The 17,797-nt window shown below is 71.2% G+C and carries 15 protein-coding genes; 6 read left to right on the top strand and 9 right to left on the bottom strand.

Annotated elements, in window-relative coordinates; genetic code table 11:
* Window positions 1-21: 21 nt before the first annotated feature.
* Complete coding sequence (locus tag CP968_RS10025; RefSeq protein ID WP_150517675.1) at window positions 22-1,380, top strand: hypothetical protein; 1,359 nt, start codon at window positions 22-24, stop codon at window positions 1,378-1,380.
* Between the two features lie 22 nt (window positions 1,381-1,402).
* On the opposite strand, the gene CP968_RS10020 is transcribed toward CP968_RS10025, so the two are convergent.
* Window positions 1,403-2,014, bottom strand: coding sequence for a YceI family protein (locus CP968_RS10020; protein ID WP_150517674.1), 612 nt, complete (start codon window positions 2,012-2,014; stop codon window positions 1,403-1,405).
* Window positions 2,015-2,275: 261 nt separating this feature from the next.
* Here CP968_RS10020 and CP968_RS10015 point away from each other — a divergent pair, with 261 nt between their 5' ends.
* Both CP968_RS10015 and CP968_RS10010 read left to right on the top strand, forming a co-directional pair.
* Window positions 2,276-3,859: an acyl-CoA carboxylase subunit beta gene (locus CP968_RS10015; protein WP_150517673.1), complete on the top strand. Its 1,584-nt coding sequence runs from the start codon at window positions 2,276-2,278 to the stop codon at window positions 3,857-3,859.
* Window positions 3,860-3,875: 16 nt separating this feature from the next.
* A complete protein-coding gene (locus tag CP968_RS10010; protein ID WP_150517672.1) occupies window positions 3,876-4,073 on the top strand; it encodes an acyl-CoA carboxylase subunit epsilon in 198 nt (65 codons plus the stop codon).
* A gap of 152 nt (window positions 4,074-4,225) precedes the next feature.
* Here the strand turns inward: CP968_RS10010 and CP968_RS10005 are convergent, their stop codons facing one another.
* The 8 genes from CP968_RS10005 to CP968_RS09970 form a co-directional block, all read right to left on the bottom strand.
* Window positions 4,226-4,810: a GTP-binding protein gene (locus CP968_RS10005; RefSeq protein ID WP_150517671.1), complete on the bottom strand. Its 585-nt coding sequence runs from the start codon at window positions 4,808-4,810 to the stop codon at window positions 4,226-4,228.
* The gene (locus CP968_RS10000) at window positions 4,791-5,357 is read right to left on the bottom strand and encodes a DUF742 domain-containing protein (RefSeq protein WP_150517670.1); all 567 of its coding nucleotides are present in this window, start codon (window positions 5,355-5,357) and stop codon (window positions 4,791-4,793) included. The genes CP968_RS10005 and CP968_RS10000 overlap by 20 nt, the downstream gene beginning before the upstream one ends.
* 93 nt (window positions 5,358-5,450) lie before the next feature.
* Window positions 5,451-5,864 carry a roadblock/LC7 domain-containing protein gene (locus CP968_RS09995; protein ID WP_030037347.1) on the bottom strand — a complete coding sequence of 138 codons (414 nt, stop codon included), beginning with the start codon at window positions 5,862-5,864 and terminating at the stop codon, window positions 5,451-5,453.
* Window positions 5,865-5,874: 10 nt separating this feature from the next.
* Window positions 5,875-9,069: a sensor histidine kinase gene (locus tag CP968_RS09990; RefSeq protein WP_150517669.1), complete on the bottom strand. Its 3,195-nt coding sequence runs from the start codon at window positions 9,067-9,069 to the stop codon at window positions 5,875-5,877.
* A gap of 293 nt (window positions 9,070-9,362) precedes the next feature.
* Complete coding sequence (locus CP968_RS09985) at window positions 9,363-9,947, bottom strand: GTP-binding protein (RefSeq protein ID WP_150517668.1); 585 nt, start codon at window positions 9,945-9,947, stop codon at window positions 9,363-9,365.
* Window positions 9,928-10,320 (bottom strand): DUF742 domain-containing protein, encoded by a 393-nt coding sequence (locus tag CP968_RS09980; protein ID WP_030037344.1) that lies wholly within the window; start codon window positions 10,318-10,320, stop codon window positions 9,928-9,930. Before CP968_RS09980 ends, CP968_RS09985 begins: the two co-directional genes overlap by 20 nt.
* Before the next feature lie 152 nt (window positions 10,321-10,472).
* Window positions 10,473-10,886, bottom strand: a complete 414-nt coding sequence (locus CP968_RS09975; RefSeq protein ID WP_030708442.1) for a roadblock/LC7 domain-containing protein — start codon at window positions 10,884-10,886, stop codon at window positions 10,473-10,475.
* A 9-nt stretch (window positions 10,887-10,895) separates the two neighbouring features.
* Complete coding sequence (locus tag CP968_RS09970) at window positions 10,896-14,636, bottom strand: nitrate- and nitrite sensing domain-containing protein (protein WP_150517667.1); 3,741 nt, start codon at window positions 14,634-14,636, stop codon at window positions 10,896-10,898.
* A gap of 578 nt (window positions 14,637-15,214) precedes the next feature.
* Here CP968_RS09970 and CP968_RS09965 point away from each other — a divergent pair.
* The 3 genes from CP968_RS09965 to gltX all read left to right on the top strand — a co-directional run bounded on the left by CP968_RS09965 (window position 15,215) and on the right by gltX (window position 17,780).
* Window positions 15,215-15,403 (top strand): hypothetical protein, encoded by a 189-nt coding sequence (locus CP968_RS09965; RefSeq protein WP_150517666.1) that lies wholly within the window; start codon window positions 15,215-15,217, stop codon window positions 15,401-15,403.
* 99 nt (window positions 15,404-15,502) lie between these two features.
* Window positions 15,503-16,309, top strand: a complete 807-nt coding sequence (locus CP968_RS09960) for a fumarylacetoacetate hydrolase family protein (protein ID WP_150517665.1) — start codon at window positions 15,503-15,505, stop codon at window positions 16,307-16,309.
* Entirely contained in the window at window positions 16,302-17,780 is a 1,479-nt protein-coding gene (gene gltX / locus CP968_RS09955; RefSeq protein WP_150517664.1) for a glutamate--tRNA ligase, read from the top strand. Before CP968_RS09960 ends, gltX begins: the two co-directional genes overlap by 8 nt.
* Window positions 17,781-17,797: the final 17 nt, after the last annotated feature.

Below are 17,797 nucleotides of genomic sequence, written 5' to 3'. Positions count from 1 at the left end.
GGTTCCGGTAGCGTCGTGGCCATGAGGACCAGGCTGATTTCCGCATGTTCCGGTCTGCTGCTGGCCCTGGCGGTGACGGCGGTCGCGGCCGCCCCGCAGGCGTCGGCCGACACCGGCGTCGCCGCGGTGGGGGAGGCCCTCAAGAAGGGGCCGGTCTACGTCGATCCGGGGGCCCGGGACCAGCTGTCCGCGGCCCAGGCGGACGCGCTCGCGAAGAAGATCAAGGACGCGGACAAGCCGGTGTTCGTCGCCGTCCTGCCGGCCACCGCCGCGTTCCCCCGGGACGGGGTGCTCAAGGCCGTCCGCACCGAGACCGGCATCACCGGGCTCTACGCGATCCGGCTCGGCGACGGTTTCAACGCGGGCGCCGACCGGAGCGTCATGCCGGTCAACGCGGTGCGCAACCTCACCGACGCCGTCAAGACCGGCGCCCCGGTGGACGCGAACACCCAGCTCGGCACCTTCGTCGACCAGGCCCTGAGCCAGGCCGAGGGCTCCGCCCCCGCGTCCTGGGGCGGAGCCGGAGCGGGAGCCGACGCGGGCGCCCCGGTCGGCGGTCTGATCGCCCTCGGCGCGGTCGCCGTGGTCGGCGGCGGCGGGGCGTACGCGCTGGTCCGGCGCAACCGGAAGCGGAAGGAAGAGGCCCGCCGCGAGGCCGTGGCACGGCTGAGCGTGGTCGTCGACGAGGACATCACCGCCTTCGGCGAGGAGCTCGACCGGCTGGACTTCCACCCCGGCGAGCCCGGCGCCGACGACGCGATGCGCGAGGACTACGCGCAGGGGCTCGACTCGTACGAGAAGGCCAAGCAGGTCATGGCCGCCGTCCGGCGGCCCGAGGAGGTCCGGGACGTGACCCGGGCGCTGGAGGACGGGCGCTTCGCGCTGGCCCGCCTCGACGCGCGCCGTCAGGGCCGGCCGCTGCCCGAGCGCCGCGCGCCCTGCTTCTTCGACCCGCGGCACGGGCCCGGCACCGAGGACGCCACCTGGGCGCCGGCGGGCGGGACGGCCCGTACGGTGCCCGTCTGCACGGCGGACGCGGTCCGGCTGCGGGACGGGCAGGAGCCGGCGGTCCGTACCGTCGACACGGAGCACGGCCCGCGCCCGTACTACGACGCGGGCCCGGCCTACGGCCCCTGGGCCGGCGGCTACTTCGGCGGCGGCATGCTGCCCGGTCTGCTGATGGGCACGATGCTCGGTTCGATGATGTCCAGCCCCGCCTACGCCGCGGACTTCGGCGGGGGCGCCGTGGACGGGTCGGGCTTCGGCGGCGGGGACGTCTCGGGGGCCGACTTCAACCCGTCCGACTTCGGGGGCGGGGACTTCGGCGGCGGGGGCGGGTTCGACGGGGGCGGCGGGTTCGACGGCGGGGGCGGCTGGTAGCCGCCCCCGGGGGCCGCGCCGGTCAGGCCTGCTTGATGGCGGAGATGTCGAAGGTCAGCTTCACCTTGTCGCTGACCATCACACCGCCGGCCTCCAGAGCCGCGTTCCAGGTCAGGCCCCAGTCGGAGCGCAGGATCTCGGCGGAGCCCTCGAAGCCCACCCGCTCGTTGCCGTAGACGTCGGTGGCGGAGCCGGCGAACTCCAGGTCGATGGAGAGCGGACGCGTGACGTCCTTGATGGTCAGGTCGCCGGTGATGCGGTACGTGTCGCCGCCGAGCGAGCGCGCCCCGGTGGAGCGGAAGGTCATCAGGGGGAAGGCGTCCGCGTCGAAGAAGTCACCGCCGCGCAGGTGGCCGTCGCGGTCGGCGATGCCCGTGTCGACGGAGGCGATCGTGACGTCGATGGTGGCGGTGGATCGGGCCGGGTCGGCTCCGTCCAGGTGCAGGGTGCCCTCGTGCTCGGCGAAGCTGCCGCGGACGTTGGTCACCATGGCGTGGCGGACGGTGAAGCCGATGCTGCTGTGCGCCGGGTCGATCACGTAGTCGCCGGTGAGCGCGGCGAGGGCCGGGTCCACGTCGAGCACGGCGGTGGCGGGGGCGGTGGTGTCCTGGCTGCGGCGGGTGAACAGACCCATGGCTTCCTCCTCGGTGGGGTGCTGCGCGATGTTGAATGTTCAACGACTTCAACGGGAACGACGTTAGCCCCGTTCAGTTCAAATTTCAACTTCTCTGCGCGATGGCACCGTGTTTTGTCGGAGCCCGACAAAGGACGAAGGTCCCGTATGGCGGAGTCCACGCATCCCGTCGGGCTACTGTGCGGGCCGGACAGCGGAAGACACCGGAGACTGTGCGGAACCAACGGAGGTTTTTCGGCGCGCGCTTCGTAAGGTCGGTACATGACCGTTGTGGACCAGACCCCGAGCGAGCCGACGGACGCCCGCGGCCGCGTGGCCGAACTGCACTCCCTGCGCGAGCAGGCGCGGCGCGGCCCCAGCGACCGGGCGACCGAGACCCAGCACGCCAAGGGCAAGCTGACCGCCCGCGAGCGCATCGCGCTGCTGCTCGACGAGGGTTCCTTCAAGGAGGTCGAGCAGCTCCGCCGGCACCGTGCGACGGGCTTCGGCCTGGAGGGCAAGAAGCCGTACACCGACGGTGTCATCACCGGCTGGGGCACGGTCGAGGGCCGCACGGTCTTCGTCTACGCGCACGACTTCCGGATCTTCGGCGGCGCGCTGGGCGAGGCCCACGCCACGAAGATCCACAAGATCATGGACATGGCCATCGCGGCCGGCGCCCCGCTGGTCTCCCTCAACGACGGCGCCGGCGCCCGCATCCAGGAGGGCGTCTCCGCGCTCGCCGGCTACGGCGGCATCTTCCAGCGCAACACCAGGGCCTCGGGCGTCATCCCGCAGATCTCGGTCATGCTCGGCCCCTGCGCCGGCGGCGCGGCCTACTCCCCGGCCCTGACCGACTTCGTGTTCATGGTCCGCGACACCTCGCAGATGTTCATCACCGGCCCGGACGTGGTCCGCGCGGTGACCGGCGAGGAGATCACCCAGAACGGCCTCGGCGGCGCCGACGTCCACGCCGAGACCTCCGGCGTCGCGCACTTCGCGTACGACGACGAGGAGACCTGCATCTCCGAGGTCCGCTACCTGATCTCGATGCTGCCCTCCAACAACCGGGAGAACCCCCCGGTCCACGAGAGCGCCGACCCGGCCGACCGCCGTTCCGAGGTCCTGCTCGACCTGGTCCCGGCCGACGGCAACCGGCCGTACGACATGCTCAAGGTCATCGAGGAGCTCGTCGACGAGGGCGACGTCCTGGAGATCCACGAGCGCTGGGCCCGCAACATCATCTGCGCCCTGGCCCGCCTCGACGGCCAGGTCGTCGGCATCGTCGCCAACCAGCCCGGCCACCTCGCCGGCGTGCTGGACATCCACGCCTCCGAGAAGGCGGCCCGGTTCGTCCAGCTCTGCGACGCCTTCAACATCCCGATCATCACCCTCCTGGACGTCCCCGGCTTCCTGCCCGGCGTCGACCAGGAGCACGGCGGCATCATCCGCCACGGCGCCAAGCTCCTCTACGCGTACTGCAACGCCACCGTCCCGCGGATCTCGCTGATCCTGCGCAAGGCCTACGGCGGCGCGTACATCGTCATGGACTCCCAGTCCATCGGCGCCGACATCACCTACGCCTGGCCCACCAACGAGATCGCCGTCATGGGCGCCGAGGGCGCGGCCAACGTCATCTTCCGCAAGCAGATCGCGGACGCCGAGGACCCCGAGGCCATGCGCACCCGCATGGTCAAGGAGTACAAGGCCGAACTGATGCACCCGTACTACGCGGCCGAGCGCGGCCTCGTCGACGACGTCATCGACCCGGCGGAGACCCGCGGGACGCTCATCAGCGCCCTGGCCATGCTCCGCAACAAGCACGCCGATCTGCCGTCCCGCAAGCACGGCAACCCGCCGCAGTAGAGGAGAACCGCCACCGATGAGCACCGACACGCTGCTCCGCGTCGAGAAGGGCAACGCCGCCCCCGAGGAGCTGGCCGCGATCACCGCGATCCTGCTCGCCCGCGCCGCCGCCACCCCGGAGACCGCCCCCGCCCGCACCCCCCGCCCGCAGGCGGGCTGGCGCCGGCTGGAGCGCACCCCGGGCTTCCGCGCCCCGCACAGCTGGCAGGGCTGAGACCCGCCGCACGCACCCGTGAGGCCCCGCACCCCGAAGGGTGCGGGGCCTCGCGCGTGCCCGGACGCGGCTCCGGTCCGGCGGGCCGCCGCGCACGGCGAAGGCCCCCGCGTCCGGGGACACGGGGGCCTTCGGCCGCATACGGGGGACCGCTAGCGCAGGCGTGCCATGAGGGCGTGCTCGACGAGCGTGATGAGCGCGCTCTTGGCGTCCGCGCGGTGGCGGGCGTCGGTGGTGATGATGGGCGCGTCCGGGCCGATCTGCAGGGCCTCGCGGACTTCCTCCGGCGTGTACGGCTGGTGCCCGTCGAAGCCGTTGAGGGCGATGACGAAGGGGAGGCCGCTGTTTTCGAAGTAGTCGACGGCGGGGAAGCAGTCGGCGAGGCGGCGGGTGTCGACGAGGACGACGGCGCCGATGGCGCCGCGGACGAGGTCGTCCCACATGAACCAGAAGCGGTCCTGTCCGGGGGTGCCGAAGAGGTAGAGGATCAGGTCCTGGTCGAGGGTGATGCGGCCGAAGTCCATGGCGACCGTGGTGGTCGTCTTGTCACCGGTGTGGGTGAGGTCGTCGATGCCCGCGGACGCACTGGTCATGACGGCTTCGGTGCGCAGGGGGTTGATCTCGGAGACGGCGCCGACGAACGTGGTCTTGCCCACGCCGAAGCCGCCCGCCACCACGATCTTCGCGGAGGTGGTGGAGCGAGGAGCCGCTCCGCCGCTAGAGCTTGCGAAGTCCACTGAGCACCCTTTCGAGCAGTGTCACGTCTGGCTGGCCGCCGGCAGACTCGTCGCCGCCGGGCTGGTGAATGGCGACAAGGCCCGCCTCCGCCAGGTCGGCGACGAGGATGCGGGCGACACCAAGAGGAATGGAGAGGAGTGCCGAGATCTCCGCGACGGATTTGATCTCCTGGCACAGGCGGCAGATCCGCTGGTGCTCGGGCAACTGCCCTTGCAGCCGGGCGGGATCGGCCGTGGTGGTGACCAGCGCCTCGATGGCGAGCTGGTAGCGCGGCCGGGTCCGGCCGCCGGTCATCGCGTACGGACGCACCAGCGGGTTGTGGGCCTGCGGTGCCGGCGGCCGTGCGGAACGCGGCGGCTGCTGAGGAGGCATCGGGGGCTGCTGAGGTTGCTGGTACTGAGGAGGCTGTCCATACGGCTGTTGCTGGTAGGGGTTGTGCTCCGGAACGGGCCGGCTGGGAGCGGAGGGGAAGTTGAAGCGGTTCTGGTCGTGCCCACCCTGCGGCTGCTGCGCGCCGCCATAGGGATGTCCTCCGGGTGTTGTCACGTTTCCTCCTCCGACTCCAAGTACGCAGTACTCCCTGTGGAACCGCGCCACCGCACCTTATGGTGCGATGGCGCGAAACGCACTGCCTGTCTGTTAGTTGAGAAGACTTCCCTGCAGCTCCGCGCGCAGGTCCGGAGTGAGGACGCTGCCCGCACGATCCACCAAAAGGGCCATCTCGTAACCCACGAGGCCGATGTCGCACTCGGGGTGCGCGAGCACCGCGAGGGAGGAGCCGTCGGAGACGGACATGAGGAAGAGGAATCCGCGGTCCATCTCGACCACGGTCTGGTTGACGGCGCCGCCCTCGAAGATGCGGGAGGCGCCGGCGGTCAGCGAGGTCAGGCCGGAGGCCACGGCCGCCAGCTGATCGGCGCGGTCGCGCGGGAACCCGTCGGACATCGCCAGAAGGAGTCCGTCGGCGGAGACCACCACCGTGTGGGACACCCCGGGGGTGTTGTCCACGAAGTTGGTGATCAACCAGTTCAGGTTCTGTGCCGCCTGGCTCATCGGGCTCACACTAACGCTCCTGGTCATAGCTGTTACTTGACTGCTCGGAACCCGCGCTGCGGCCCTGCTGGACACCGCGCCGCAGGTTGCTCAACCTGCCGCGGACGTCCTCCGGGGCCCGGGAGACCTGGGGGCCGCCCTGCGGGGTCGTCTCCGCCGCACCCTCGACCAGGTTGGCCTTGGGTACCCGCCGAGGGAGACCGGACGGGGTGACCCCGCCCGCCTTCGGCTCACGGAGCTTGCCGGCCTGCTGCCAGCGCTCGTCGTTGCGCGAGCGCCAGGCGGCGGTGCCCTCCGCGTCGTCCGGGGCCCCCTCCGCCTCAGCGGGCTGCTGCTGACGCTGCGGCCGCTGCTCGAAGAGGGAACCGGTGGACTCCGTTTCCTGCTGCGCCGGCTGCCACTGCTGCTGGCTGCCGCGCCGCGGCAGACCCGCTCCGGTCATCTCGTGACCGGTGTCCGCAGCGGTATCCGGACGGTCGAAGCCTACGCGTTCCGGGGCCGGTTCGGCACCTGACGAGGATTCCGATTCGGTCCCGTAATCCTGCTGGTAGGCAGCCGGATAGGTGTTCTGCTCGGGCCACTGCGCCTGTCCCGACTGGGCTTCGTAGCCGTCCTCGTAGGCGGGGGCGGTCTGCTGTCCGTCCTGGTATCCGGCTTCCGGATAGGTGTAGCCCTGCTGCGGGAAGGCATCGAAGCCCGGCTGCGCCCGCTGCTGTTCGTACGCACCCTCGTAACCCTGTTCGGGCTGCTGCTCGTACCCCTGGTACGGCTGGTACCCGTGTTCGGGCTGGGGTTCCGGATACTCCTGCGGCGGGTACTCCTGCTGTTCCTGCGGGTAACCCGTACCGGCCTGGGCCTCCAGGGCGGCCCGGCGCTCCTCGCGGCCCAGGGAGCGGCCGACCGGGTCGAGCTCGCGGCCCTCCGCGCCCTGCTGGTCGTAGCGCGAGTCGTCGAAGCCGAGCTCCGCGGCGGTGCGCAGCGGGGCGGCCTGCTGGCTGTGCTGCTCCGGGATGATCTGGGAGACGGTGAAGTCGTCGTCCGGGACGCCCTCGCCACCGCCACCGTGGGTGATGGCGTCGGGGAGCATGACCAGCGAGGTGGTGCCCGCGGCCTCGCCCGAGGGGCGCAGCTGGACGCGGATGCTGTGGCGGTCCGCCAGCCGGCCGACCACGAACAGGCCCATGCGCTGCGAGATCGCGGCGTCCACGGTCGGCGGGTTGGCCAGCTTGTGGTTGATGTCCGCGAAGTCCTCGGCGGTGAGGCCGATGCCCTTGTCGTGGATCTCGACCATCACGCGGCCGTCGGGCAGCCGGGTCGCGTTGACGCGGACCTTGGTCTGCGGAGAGGAGAACGTGGTGGCGTTCTCCAGCAGCTCGGCGAGCAGGTGCACGAGGTCGGTCACGGCCTGGCCGTGGATCTCGGCCTCCGAGACGCCGGAGAGCTCGATGCGCTCGTACTGCTCCACCTCGGAGGAGGCGGCGCGCAGCACGTCGACGAGGGGGACCGGCTGGTCCCAGCGGCGGCCCGGCTCCTCGCCCGCGAGGATGAGGAGGTTCTCGCCGTTGCGGCGCATGCGGGTGGCCAGGTGGTCCAGGCGGAAGAGGTTCTCCAGCTGGTCCGGGTCTGCCTCGTTGTTCTCCAGGTCGGTGATGAGGGTCAGCTGGCCCTCGATCAGCGACTGGTTGCGCATGGAGAGGTTGGTGAAGATCGCGTTGACGTTGCCCCGCAGCAGGGCCTGCTCGGCCGCGAGCCGCACCGCTTCCCGGTGGACCTGGTCGAAGGCGCGGGCGACCTCGCCGATCTCGTCCCGGGAGTCGATGGGGATCGGAACGACGCGCGTGTCCACCTTGCCGGGGTCGGTGCGCGAGAGCTGGTCGACGAGCATCGGCAGGCGCTGCTCGGCGATGTCGAAGGCGGCCCCGCGCAGCCGGCGCATCGCGCGGCCCATCTGCCGGGCCATGAGGCCCGCCAGGACGAAGGCGGCGAGCAGGGCGACGACGACGATGGCGCCGTTCGTGACGGCGTCGTTGCGGGACTCGTCGGAGACGGCGACGGCGTCGTCGACGGCCTTGGCGAGGAGTTCCTTCTCGACGATGTCGTAGGCGTCGAACTTCGCGGTGGCGGCGGCCTGCCAGGCGAGCGGCGTCGTGCCGTTCTGGGCCAGCTTGGTGTTCTTCTCGCCGCTCGCGATCGCCTCGGTCATGCCGACGAGCGGCGACTGGGTCGGTCCGGCCACGGGCGGAGCCTTGAACGGGGTGCCGGCCTGCTCCGCCGCCTGCTTGGCGGCGGCGAGCTTGGCGGCCCCGTCCTCGGACTTCTGGGCCATGACCTCCTTGAGGCGGTTCACGTCCTCCTCGGTGCCCGCCGCGACGTACTCGCCGATGGCGATCTCTTCGAGGTAGTTGTAGGAGGAGAAGGCGACGAGCTGGGCCTTGCGGGTCTCCTCGTTGGCGCTCGGGCGGACCAGCAGGTGGGTGCCGACGGAGCGCTGGAGCGAGAGCGCCGCCTTGGACAGCTGGATCGCGTAGACCATGCGGCCGTACGAGGTCACGTTGCCGGTGCCGAGGCCGAGTTCGTTGGCGAACTGCATGAGGTAGTGCTGGACGAGCACGTACCCCTCTTCGGTGGGGATCGGGCCCAGCGCGGAGGGGAGGTTCTTCTTGGGGCTTTCGAGGACCGTCTGGTACGCCTTCTGGCGGACGCCCTCCAGCTTCGGCTCTTCGGCGCGGAAGAGCTCCAGGCGCCGTTCCATGCCCTGGTTCTTCGGCATGTCCTTGACGGCCCTGTCGAACTTGACCTTCGCGGCGTCGGTCGCCCCGTAGGCCTGGGTGACCGCGTCGTCCTTGGTGTTGCCGGTCAGCAGCGGCTCGGCCGTCTGGTCGCGTTCGTTGAGCAGCGCCTGGCTGTACTCGGAGGCGGCCTGGACGACCTTGGCTATCTGCTCGGCGTCCTTGGCCTCGTTCCAGCTGTCGACGGAGCCCTTCACCTGGAAACCGCCCATGACCAGCCCGACCAGGGCGGGCACGAGCAGGATGGCGTTCAGACGGGTCGGCACACGCCAGTTGCGCGGAGAGAACCTGCTGGCGCTCCCGCTGCGCGCGGGTGAGTCCACGGGCACGTCGGCGGGCGACGCGGCCGCTCTCGGCGGCGGGGTGAAGTTGCCGCGCGCGGGTTCATCCGCGGGGCTTGCGTTGCTTCGCCTCACTCGACCAACAACCTCTCCGCGGTGCTACTAGCTGGTTCGTTGAATTCCAGCACGGTTAACGGCCGTGTTCCAAACAGTTGAAACCGGCCATTCCTAGAGCCTTATGCCCCACATAAATCGGACATAAAGAGCGTCCTGCGGCAAAAATGGGGGGAGTTGTGCGCGTAGCGGCACCAACCGAACGCTCCCTGTGGCCAGCTGGCGTGAATTGTCTGTCGAAACGTTATGAACGAGAAGGGCGGGCCGTGTCGTATGACACAGCCCGCCCCTCGTACCCGGCAACCCGAACCGTGCTACTTGAGCCGTGCCATGAGGGCGTGCTCGACGAGCGTGATGAGCGCGCTCTTGGCGTCCGCGCGGTGGCGGGCGTCGGTGGTGATGATGGGCGCGCCCGGCCCGATCTGCAAGGCCTCGCGCACCTCGTCCGGCGTGTACGGCTGGTGCCCCTCGAAACCGTTGAGCGCCACCACGAAGGGGAGGCCGCTGTTTTCGAAGTAGTCGACGGCGGGGAAGCAGTCGGCGAGGCGGCGGGTGTCGACGAGGACGACGGCGCCGATGGCGCCGCGGACGAGGTCGTCCCACATGAACCAGAAGCGGTCCTGTCCGGGGGTGCCGAAGAGGTAGAGGATCAGGTCCTGGTCGAGGGTGATGCGGCCGAAGTCCATGGCGACCGTGGTGGTCGTCTTGTCACCGGTGTGGGTGAGGTCGTCGATGCCCGCGGACGCACTGGTCATGACGGCTTCGGTGCGCAGGGGGTTGATCTCGGAGACGGCGCCGACGAACGTGGTCTTGCCCACGCCGAAGCCGCCCGCCACCACGATCTTCGCGGAGGTGGTGGAGCGAGGAGCCGCTCCGCCGCTAGATGTTCCGAAGGCCACTGAGCACCCTTTCGAGCAGCGTCACATCCGGCGTGCCGCCGGCCTCTCCATTGCCGGGCTGGTGGATGGCCACCATCCCGGCCTCCGCCAGGTCGGCCACGAGGATCCGGGCCACACCGAGCGGCATCGACAGCAGCGCCGACACCTCGGCGACGGACTTGACCTCGCGGCACAGCGTGCAGATCCGCTGGTGCTCGGGGAGCAGGCCGGACAGGTGCATCGGATCCGCGGTGGTGCTGACCAGCGCCTCGATGGCGAGCTGGTAGCGGGGCCGGGTCCGGCCGCCGGTCATCGCGTACGGACGCACCAGCGGCTGATCGCCTTCCGAGTACGAATCTCCGTACGCATCGGGATAGGCGGGGGGCGGGGTCATTGATCCTCCGGGCTGGACAGCAGTGGTCAGCGTGCCGTCTGACGGGGCGGCCGGTGGGGGGACGGTATGACGGCCTGAGGGGGGTACTGGGTTCCGGGGCGGTGGCCCCGGCCCCCCCGGCCGGAAGTACCGTCCGACCGGGAGGGGGGAAGTCAGCCGAGCAGGCTGCCCTGGAGTTCCGCGCGCAGGTCCGGGGTGAGGACGCTGCCGGCGCGGTCCACGAGGAGGGCCATCTCGTAGCCCACGAGGCCGATGTCGCACTCGGGGTGCGCCAGGACGGCCAGCGAGGACCCGTCCGAGACGGACATGAGGAAGAGGAATCCCCGGTCCATCTCGACCACGGTCTGGTTGACGGCGCCGCCCTCGAAGATGCGGGAGGCACCCGCCGTCAGGGAGGTCAGGCCGGAGGCCACGGCCGCCAGCTGATCGGCGCGGTCGCGGGGGAATCCTTCGGACATCGCCAGAAGGAGTCCGTCGGCGGAGACCACCACCGTGTGGGACACCCCGGGGGTGTTGTCCACGAAGTTGGTGATCAACCAGTTCAGGTTCTGTGCCGCCTGGCTCATCGAACTCAACTATCGCTCCTGCTGGTAAGTGGGGTCGATGTGGTAACTGCCGGTTGCCGGACCACTGTTGCCGGCCTGACGGCCCTGCTGGATACCGCGTCGGAGGTTGGTCAGACGGCCGCGCACGTCGTCCGGGGCCCGCGAGACCTGCGGCCCCGCCTGTGCCTCGGCCTGCTGCTGCGCGGTGCCGGCCACGAGGTTCGCCCGCGGGACCCGGCGGGGCAGCCCCGAGGTCGTGATGCCGCCGGCGGCGGGCTGGCGCACGCGTTCGGCCTGGCGCATCAGCTCGTCGTTCGGAGAGGAGCGCCAGCTGACCGTCGGCACGGCGCCGCTGACCGCGGCGGCCGGCTCGGCCGCGTGCTCCTGACCGCGCTGCGGCAGGTGCTGCTGCGGCGCGGGGGCCGCCGGGGCGGAGTGCTGCGGCTGCTGGGGGACGGCCGGTCCCGAGGCGGGCTGCTGCCCCTCCTCGCGGAACCAGTTCGACTCCAGCGTGTCGAAGATCGGGCTGCGGCCCTCGCCGGACCCCTGCGCCGGAGGCAGCGCCTCCGGCCGGTGCCCCTGCGGCAGGCCGTGGGTCTGCGGGCGCTGGGGCGCCAGGGGCGCGAAGTCGCCGCCGGGCTGCGGAGCCTGGGGCTGCTGGTACGGCTGCTGCTCCTGCGGGGGCTCGGGCCGACGGCCGAAACCACCGACCCCGGGGCCGCCCGGCCGCTGGGGCGTGAAGCCCGGGCGGGCGAACTGGCCCGTGGCGGACGGGTCCGGGAGAGCGCCGAGCTGCGGGCGCTCGAACTGGCCGGTGGGGGACGGGTTCACCGGACCCCGTACGTCCGGACGCTCGAACTGGCCCGTGCCGCTGCCCGCGCCGTCGCCCTGGGGCATCGGCGCGTCGAAGTCCGGACGGGCGAACTCCGCCGTCGAACCCGGGCCCGACACCTCGTCGTGGCCGCGCGCCTGGTCGGCGCCCCAGCTGGTGGTCTGCGGGCCGGGGAGCTCCGGCCGGGGAGCGCCGCCGCGCGGCGGCAGCTGCGGCCGCCCACCGCGCCCGGCCCGATCGGCGGGCTGCTGCGACGGGGGCTGCTGCGCGGGCTGGGCCTGCGCGGGCTGCGGCTGCTGGGGCCGCTCGAAGCCGTTGCCCTGCGGGAAGGCGGAGGGAGCGGCGCCCGGGGGGACCGCCCCCGGCCGGGCCTGCGGGCCGCCGGAGAGGCCGCCGCCGCCGAAGCCGCCGGCCGGAGCACCGGCCTGGCCGCGGGTGGGCAGCGGGGCACCGGCGCCGAAGAGGCCCTGGCCCTGCCCGGCGGTGGTCGGCCCGGACTGCGGCCGGCCGCCCTGCTGGCCCTGGCCGGAACCCTGGCCCTGGCCCTGGCCGGGACCCTGCGGGCGCTGCTGGCCCGCACCGTCGCGTCCCGGCAGGGCGGCGCGCTGGCCGGCCCCGGAGACCTGGCCGCGCTGCGGCGCGGCGCCCACGGGCGGACGTGCTCCGCCGCCGGCCACGGAGGACTGGGGTGCACCGGAGGGAACCTGGCCGGCGCCGCCGGGCCCGCCCTGACCGGGCATCGGGGCCGGCTTCTTGCCGCCCTGGGCGACGTCCACCGGGAGCATGACGAGGGCCGTCGTACCGCCCGAGTCGGAGGGGCGCAGCTGGATGCGGATGCCGTGGCGCAGGGACAGGCGGCCGACCACGAACAGGCCCATGCGGCGGGAGACCGAGACGTCCACGGTCGGCGGCGCGGCGAGCCGCTCGTTGATCGCGGCGAGGTCTTCGGGGGAGAGTCCGATGCCGGTGTCGTGGATCTCGACGAGCACGCGGCCGTCGGGCAGCGCGTGACCGGTGACCTTGACCTTGGTCTGCGGGGAGGAGAACGAGGTGGCGTTCTCCAGCAGCTCGGCCAGCAGGTGCACGAGGTCGTTGACGACGCGGCCGGCGACGTCGGTGCCGGGCACCGACGCGAGCTCGATGCGCTCGTACTGCTCCACCTCGGACGCGGCGGCACGGAGCACGTCGACGAGCGGGACCGGGCGGGTCCACCGGCGGCCGGGCTCCTCGCCCGCGAGGACCAGGAGGTTCTCGCCGTTGCGGCGCATGCGGGTCGCGAGGTGGTCGAGCTTGAAGAGCGAGGAGAGCTGGTCGGGGTCGGCCTCGCGCGACTCCAGCTCGGAGATGAGCGAGAGCTGGCGCTGGATCAGACCCTGGGAGCGGCGCGAGAGGTTGGTGAACATCGCGTTGACGTTGCCCCGCAGGAGGGCCTGCTCGGCGGCGAGGCGGACGGCCTCGCGGTGCACGTCGTCGAAGGCCGCGGCCACCTGGCCGATCTCGTCGCGGGTGTGCAGGCCCACCGACTCCACGGACGTGTCGACGTCCTGCGGGTCGGACTCGGAGAGCTGCTTGACGAGCTCGGGGAGGCGGTCCTGGGCGACGCGCGTGGCGGTGTCCTGCAGGCGGCGCAGCGAGCGGATCATCGACCGGGCCATGACGAAGGCCCCGACGAGGGAGACGCCGAGGACGAGGAGGATCAGCGCACCGTTGAGGATGGCGTCCTGCTGGGACTCGTTCTTGAGCTCGCGGGCCTTCTGCTCCATGTCCTCCAGCAGTGTCAGCTCGATGACCTTCATGGCCTGGAGCTTGGTGCCGTCGGCGTCGTACCAGTCCATCCAGGACCGGTTCTTCTCGTTGCGGAACTGGCCCTCGGTGCTCAGCACGCGGCGCGCGTAGTGGTCGGCGCTGCCGATCTCGGTGTTGCCGTCGCCGAGTGAGGCGAGGAGCTCTTCGGGCTGGCCCTGGTAGACGAGCTCGAAGGTCTTCTTCGCCTGCTGCTCGCCCTTGAGCGCCGACTGGCCGTACAGCCGGTCGTTCTCCTTCAGGTTGCCCTGCGTCTCCGAGCTGTCGGGGAGCGAGGCGGCGATGATCGCGCGCTGGATGGAGGCGTACTCCTTGGCGGACGAGAAGGCCGCCAGGGCGCGCGTGCGCTTGATCATCTCGGGGCTGGACGTGGCCTGGGCCATGTCCTGGGAGAGCGAGAGGAGGGAGACGATCAGTGCGTTGTACTCGGTGACGGTCTGCTGGGCCCCGTTGACGTAGGCCTTCTTGCGGATGTCCTCCAGGCCGGAGAGCTGACGGCCGATCTGGAGCACGTTGTTGCGGATCGACTTGAGGGTCTCGTCGGAGTTCTCGACGTTGTCGACCTTGTCGGTCGCGGCGGCGAAGGCCTCGGCCGCGGTGTTGGTCGTCGCGCGCGCACCGTCGACGGTGCTGTTGCTGACGCCCTTCGAGAGCGAGAGCGGACCCGCCGAGATGTCCCGCTCCTCCTGGAGCATGGCGGCCAGGTTGGTGGCCTGCCGGGTCATCGTCGTCAGCAGCTGCATGTGCTCCAGCTGCGCGATGTCGTTCATCGAGTCGTTGATGCGGAAGCCACCGAGCGTGGTGGCGGCGACGACCGGCAGGGTCAGCAGCGACACCAGGCGCGTGCTGATGCGCCAGTTCTGCATGGCGAGGCGGGAGCCGGGCCCACTGGGGGCCTTCGGTATCGCCGCGTCCTGCTCGACGGGCGTGGCGGCGCCGACCGCGCCGGCCTTGGCCGCCTTGGCCTTGCCGGGCTTGCCGCGGCCCTTCGCCTTGCCGGCGGAGGAGTCCCGGCCCGTGCCTTCGGCACCCGGCCCGCGGTTCTGGGCGTGCTGGGGCGAGGAGCCGCGGTCGGTCCCGCCGCGCGGCTCCTGCTCCGCCGCAGCGCTGCCATCCCTCTTGAATCGTCCCTGCACTAGCGTCGCAACCTCTGGACCAGGCGTCCTGCCGGGTGACCGGCGGGACGGTGTCGAGTCGTGGGGCACGTACGGCCCCATGGTGGTCGTCGGTGACCGGCGCGTCTCCCTCTCCTTGCCACCGCGCTCGGCGCTGGGTCGCGCCACCTGCGCGCCGGCTGATTCCCGCGGCGGTCCCGCGAATTCCAGCACAGTGGAGGATCTCCAACAAGGTGCGCGCCCCCGCTCGGACCGTCGGTGACGGCTTGTGACAGACGGGCTACGCGATGTGGGACCGCTTTGCGGACGAATCGGACTTACATCATCCAAACAGTGGGCCTGGCAAGGTGTCCCAGTCGCGATGATCAGGAGCGGAATGGCGCATTCAGTGGCGCAATGTCCGTTTCGCCGGAGGTAATTGACTGCCCGTTATGCCCATAATGCCTGGTCGCTGGTGAGCAAACTCACACGGCCATGGCCATTACTTCCCCGCGAGACGGGGGATTCAGATGTTTAGCCTTGCCTCTTCAAGGGTTGGCGCCGAGGGCCGGCGCACGCGACATCCACCATCCAGACCGAACCGAGGACCCCGAACTCCGATGAAGACGACGACGATGTTCCGCAACATTGCCAACCCCCGCCGCACCACCCTCGCGCACCTCAAGGACGCAGAGGAGCTGCAGGCGGCCCCGGCCCTCCCGGAGCACGCCGTCGAGCTGCCGACGCAGACCGCGAACCCGCGCCGCACCATCCTGATGGTCGCGCCGGAGACCACCCCCGCGCCGTAGCGCCGGCGCGCGCGGAGCGCGAAGCACCCCCTGTCCGCCGCGTTAGCCTGGAGTCCGCAGACTCCAGCCAGCGGACAGACAGAGGGGCAGACGCAACACGTGCGCATCGCCAGGTTCTCGATCGACGGCAACGTCGCCTTCGGCGCGGTCGAGGGCGACGCAGCCCCCGGCGCCGGGGGCGAGCTCGTCCTCGACATCATCAAGGGCATCCCCTTCGCGGACTTCGAGCTCTCCGGGACCAAGGTCCCGCTGAGCAAGGTCCGCCTGCTGCCGCCCGTGCTGCCCAGCAAGGTCGTGGCCATCGGCCGCAACTACGCGGAGCACGCGGCGGAGCTCGGACACGCCGTCGTCGACGAGCAGGGCCGGCTCGAACCGCCCGTCACCTTCTTCAAGCCCTCCACCTCGGTGGTCGGCCCGGGCGACCCGATCACGTACCCCTCCTTCACGCAGGACCTCCACTACGAGGCCGAGCTGGCCGTGGTCATCGGCCGCATGTGCCGCGAGGTCCCCAGGGAGCGCGTCAAGGACGTGATCCTCGGCTACACCTGCGCCAACGACGTCACCGCGCGCGACATCCAGCAGCGCGAGAAGCAGTGGGCCCGCGCCAAGGGCTTCGACAGCTCCTGCCCCCTCGGCCCCTGGATCGAGACCGACCTCGACCCGGGCGACCTCGCCATCCAGTGCACCGTCAACGGCGAACAGCGCCAGCTCGGCCGCACCGGGGACATGATCCGCCCGGTCGAGGACCTGATCGTCCACATCAGCGAGGCCATGACGCTGCTCCCCGGCGACGTCATCCTCACGGGGACCCCGGCCGGAGTCGGCCCCCTGAACGTCGGCGACGAGGTCGCCGTCACCATCGAAGGCATCGGCACTCTCACCAACAAGGTGATCAAGCGTGGCTAACGCGAACTCCCCCCGCGTACGTTTCTGTCCCTCCCCGACCGGCAACCCCCACGTGGGCCTGGTCCGCACGGCCCTCTTCAACTGGGCGTTCGCCCGCCACCACGGCGGCACGTTCGTCTTCCGGATCGAGGACACCGACGCGGCCCGCGACTCCGAGGAGTCCTACGAGCAGCTCCTCGACTCGCTGCGCTGGCTCGGCTTCACCTGGGACGAGGGCCCGGAGATCGGCGGCCCGCACGCGCCCTACCGCCAGTCCCAGCGCATGGACATCTACGCCGACGTGGCGAAGAAGCTCCAGGACGCCGGCTACGCCTACCGCTGCTTCTGCACCACCGAGGAGCTCGACGCGCGCCGCGACGCCGCCCGCGCGGCCGGCCGCCCCTCCGGCTACGACGGCCACTGCCGCGACCTGAGCGCCGAGCAGAAGACCGCGTACGAGGCCGAGGGCCGCACCTCGATCGTCCGCTTCCGGATGCCCGACGAGACGATCACCTTCACGGACCTGGTCCGCGGCGAGCTGTCCTTCAGCCCGGAGAACGTGCCCGACTTCGGCATCGTCCGGGCCAACGGCGCCCCGCTCTACACGCTGGTCAACCCGGTCGACGACGCGTTGATGGAGATCACCCACGTCCTGCGCGGCGAGGACCTGCTCTCCTCCACCCCCCGCCAGATCGCCCTGTACAAGGCGCTGACGGAGCTGGGCATCGCCAAGGCCACGCCCGCCTTCGGCCACCTGCCGTACGTGATGGGCGAGGGCAACAAGAAGCTCTCCAAGCGCGACCCGGAAGCCTCGCTCAACCTGTACCGCGAGCGCGGCTTCCTCCCCGAGGGCCTGCTGAACTACCTCTCGCTCCTCGGCTGGTCCTTCTCCAAGGACCAGGACATCTTCTCGATCGAGGAGATGGTGGCGAAGTTCGACATCCCGGACGTCAACGCCAACCCGGCGCGCTTCGACCTCAAGAAGGCGGAGGCGATCAACGCCGACCACATCCGCCTGCTGGACCCGAAGGCCTTCGCGGACGCCTGCACCCCCTGGCTGCGCGCCCCGCACGCCAACTGGGAGCCCGAGGACTTCGACGCCGCCGCCTGGGAGCGCATCGCGCCGTACGCCCAGACCCGGGTCACCGTCCTGTCGGACATCACCGCCAACGTCGACTTCCTGTTCCGCAAGGAGCCGGTGGAGGACCAGGCGTCCTGGGACAAGGCGATGAAGGGCGAGCCCGCGGCCCTGCTCACCACGGCCCGTGCGAACCTCGACGCGGCCGACTGGTCGGACCCCGAGTCCCTCAAGCAGGCCGTCCTGACCGCCGGCGAGGCCCACGGCCTCAAGCTCGGCAAGGCCCAGGCCCCGGTCCGCGTGGCGGTCACCGGCCGCACGGTCGGCCTCCCGCTCTTCGAGTCCCTGGAGATCCTGGGCAAGGAGCGCTCGCTGTCCCGCATCGACGCGGCCCTGGGCAGGCTCGCCGCCTAGCCCCGCCCGCTTCGTAC

This window comes from Streptomyces subrutilus, assembly GCF_008704535.1.
Classification (GTDB): domain Bacteria; phylum Actinomycetota; class Actinomycetes; order Streptomycetales; family Streptomycetaceae; genus Streptomyces; species Streptomyces subrutilus.
This window is presented reverse-complemented; position numbering and strand designations above follow the sequence as displayed.

Coding starts and splice junctions, on each gene's coding strand:
- CP968_RS09995 (WP_030037347.1), bottom strand. CDS start 5,864: ATGAGCCAGGCGGCACAGAACCTGAACTGGTTGATCACCAACTTCGTG.
- CP968_RS10015 (WP_150517673.1), top strand. CDS start 2,276: ATGACCGTTGTGGACCAGACCCCGAGCGAGCCGACGGACGCCCGCGGC.
- CP968_RS09980 (WP_030037344.1), bottom strand. CDS start 10,320: ATGACCCCGCCCCCCGCCTATCCCGATGCGTACGGAGATTCGTACTCG.
- CP968_RS10020 (WP_150517674.1), bottom strand. CDS start 2,014: ATGGGTCTGTTCACCCGCCGCAGCCAGGACACCACCGCCCCCGCCACC.
- CP968_RS10025 (WP_150517675.1), top strand. CDS start 22: ATGAGGACCAGGCTGATTTCCGCATGTTCCGGTCTGCTGCTGGCCCTG.
- CP968_RS09965 (WP_150517666.1), top strand. CDS start 15,215: ATGAAGACGACGACGATGTTCCGCAACATTGCCAACCCCCGCCGCACC.
- CP968_RS10010 (WP_150517672.1), top strand. CDS start 3,876: ATGAGCACCGACACGCTGCTCCGCGTCGAGAAGGGCAACGCCGCCCCC.
- CP968_RS09975 (WP_030708442.1), bottom strand. CDS start 10,886: ATGAGCCAGGCGGCACAGAACCTGAACTGGTTGATCACCAACTTCGTG.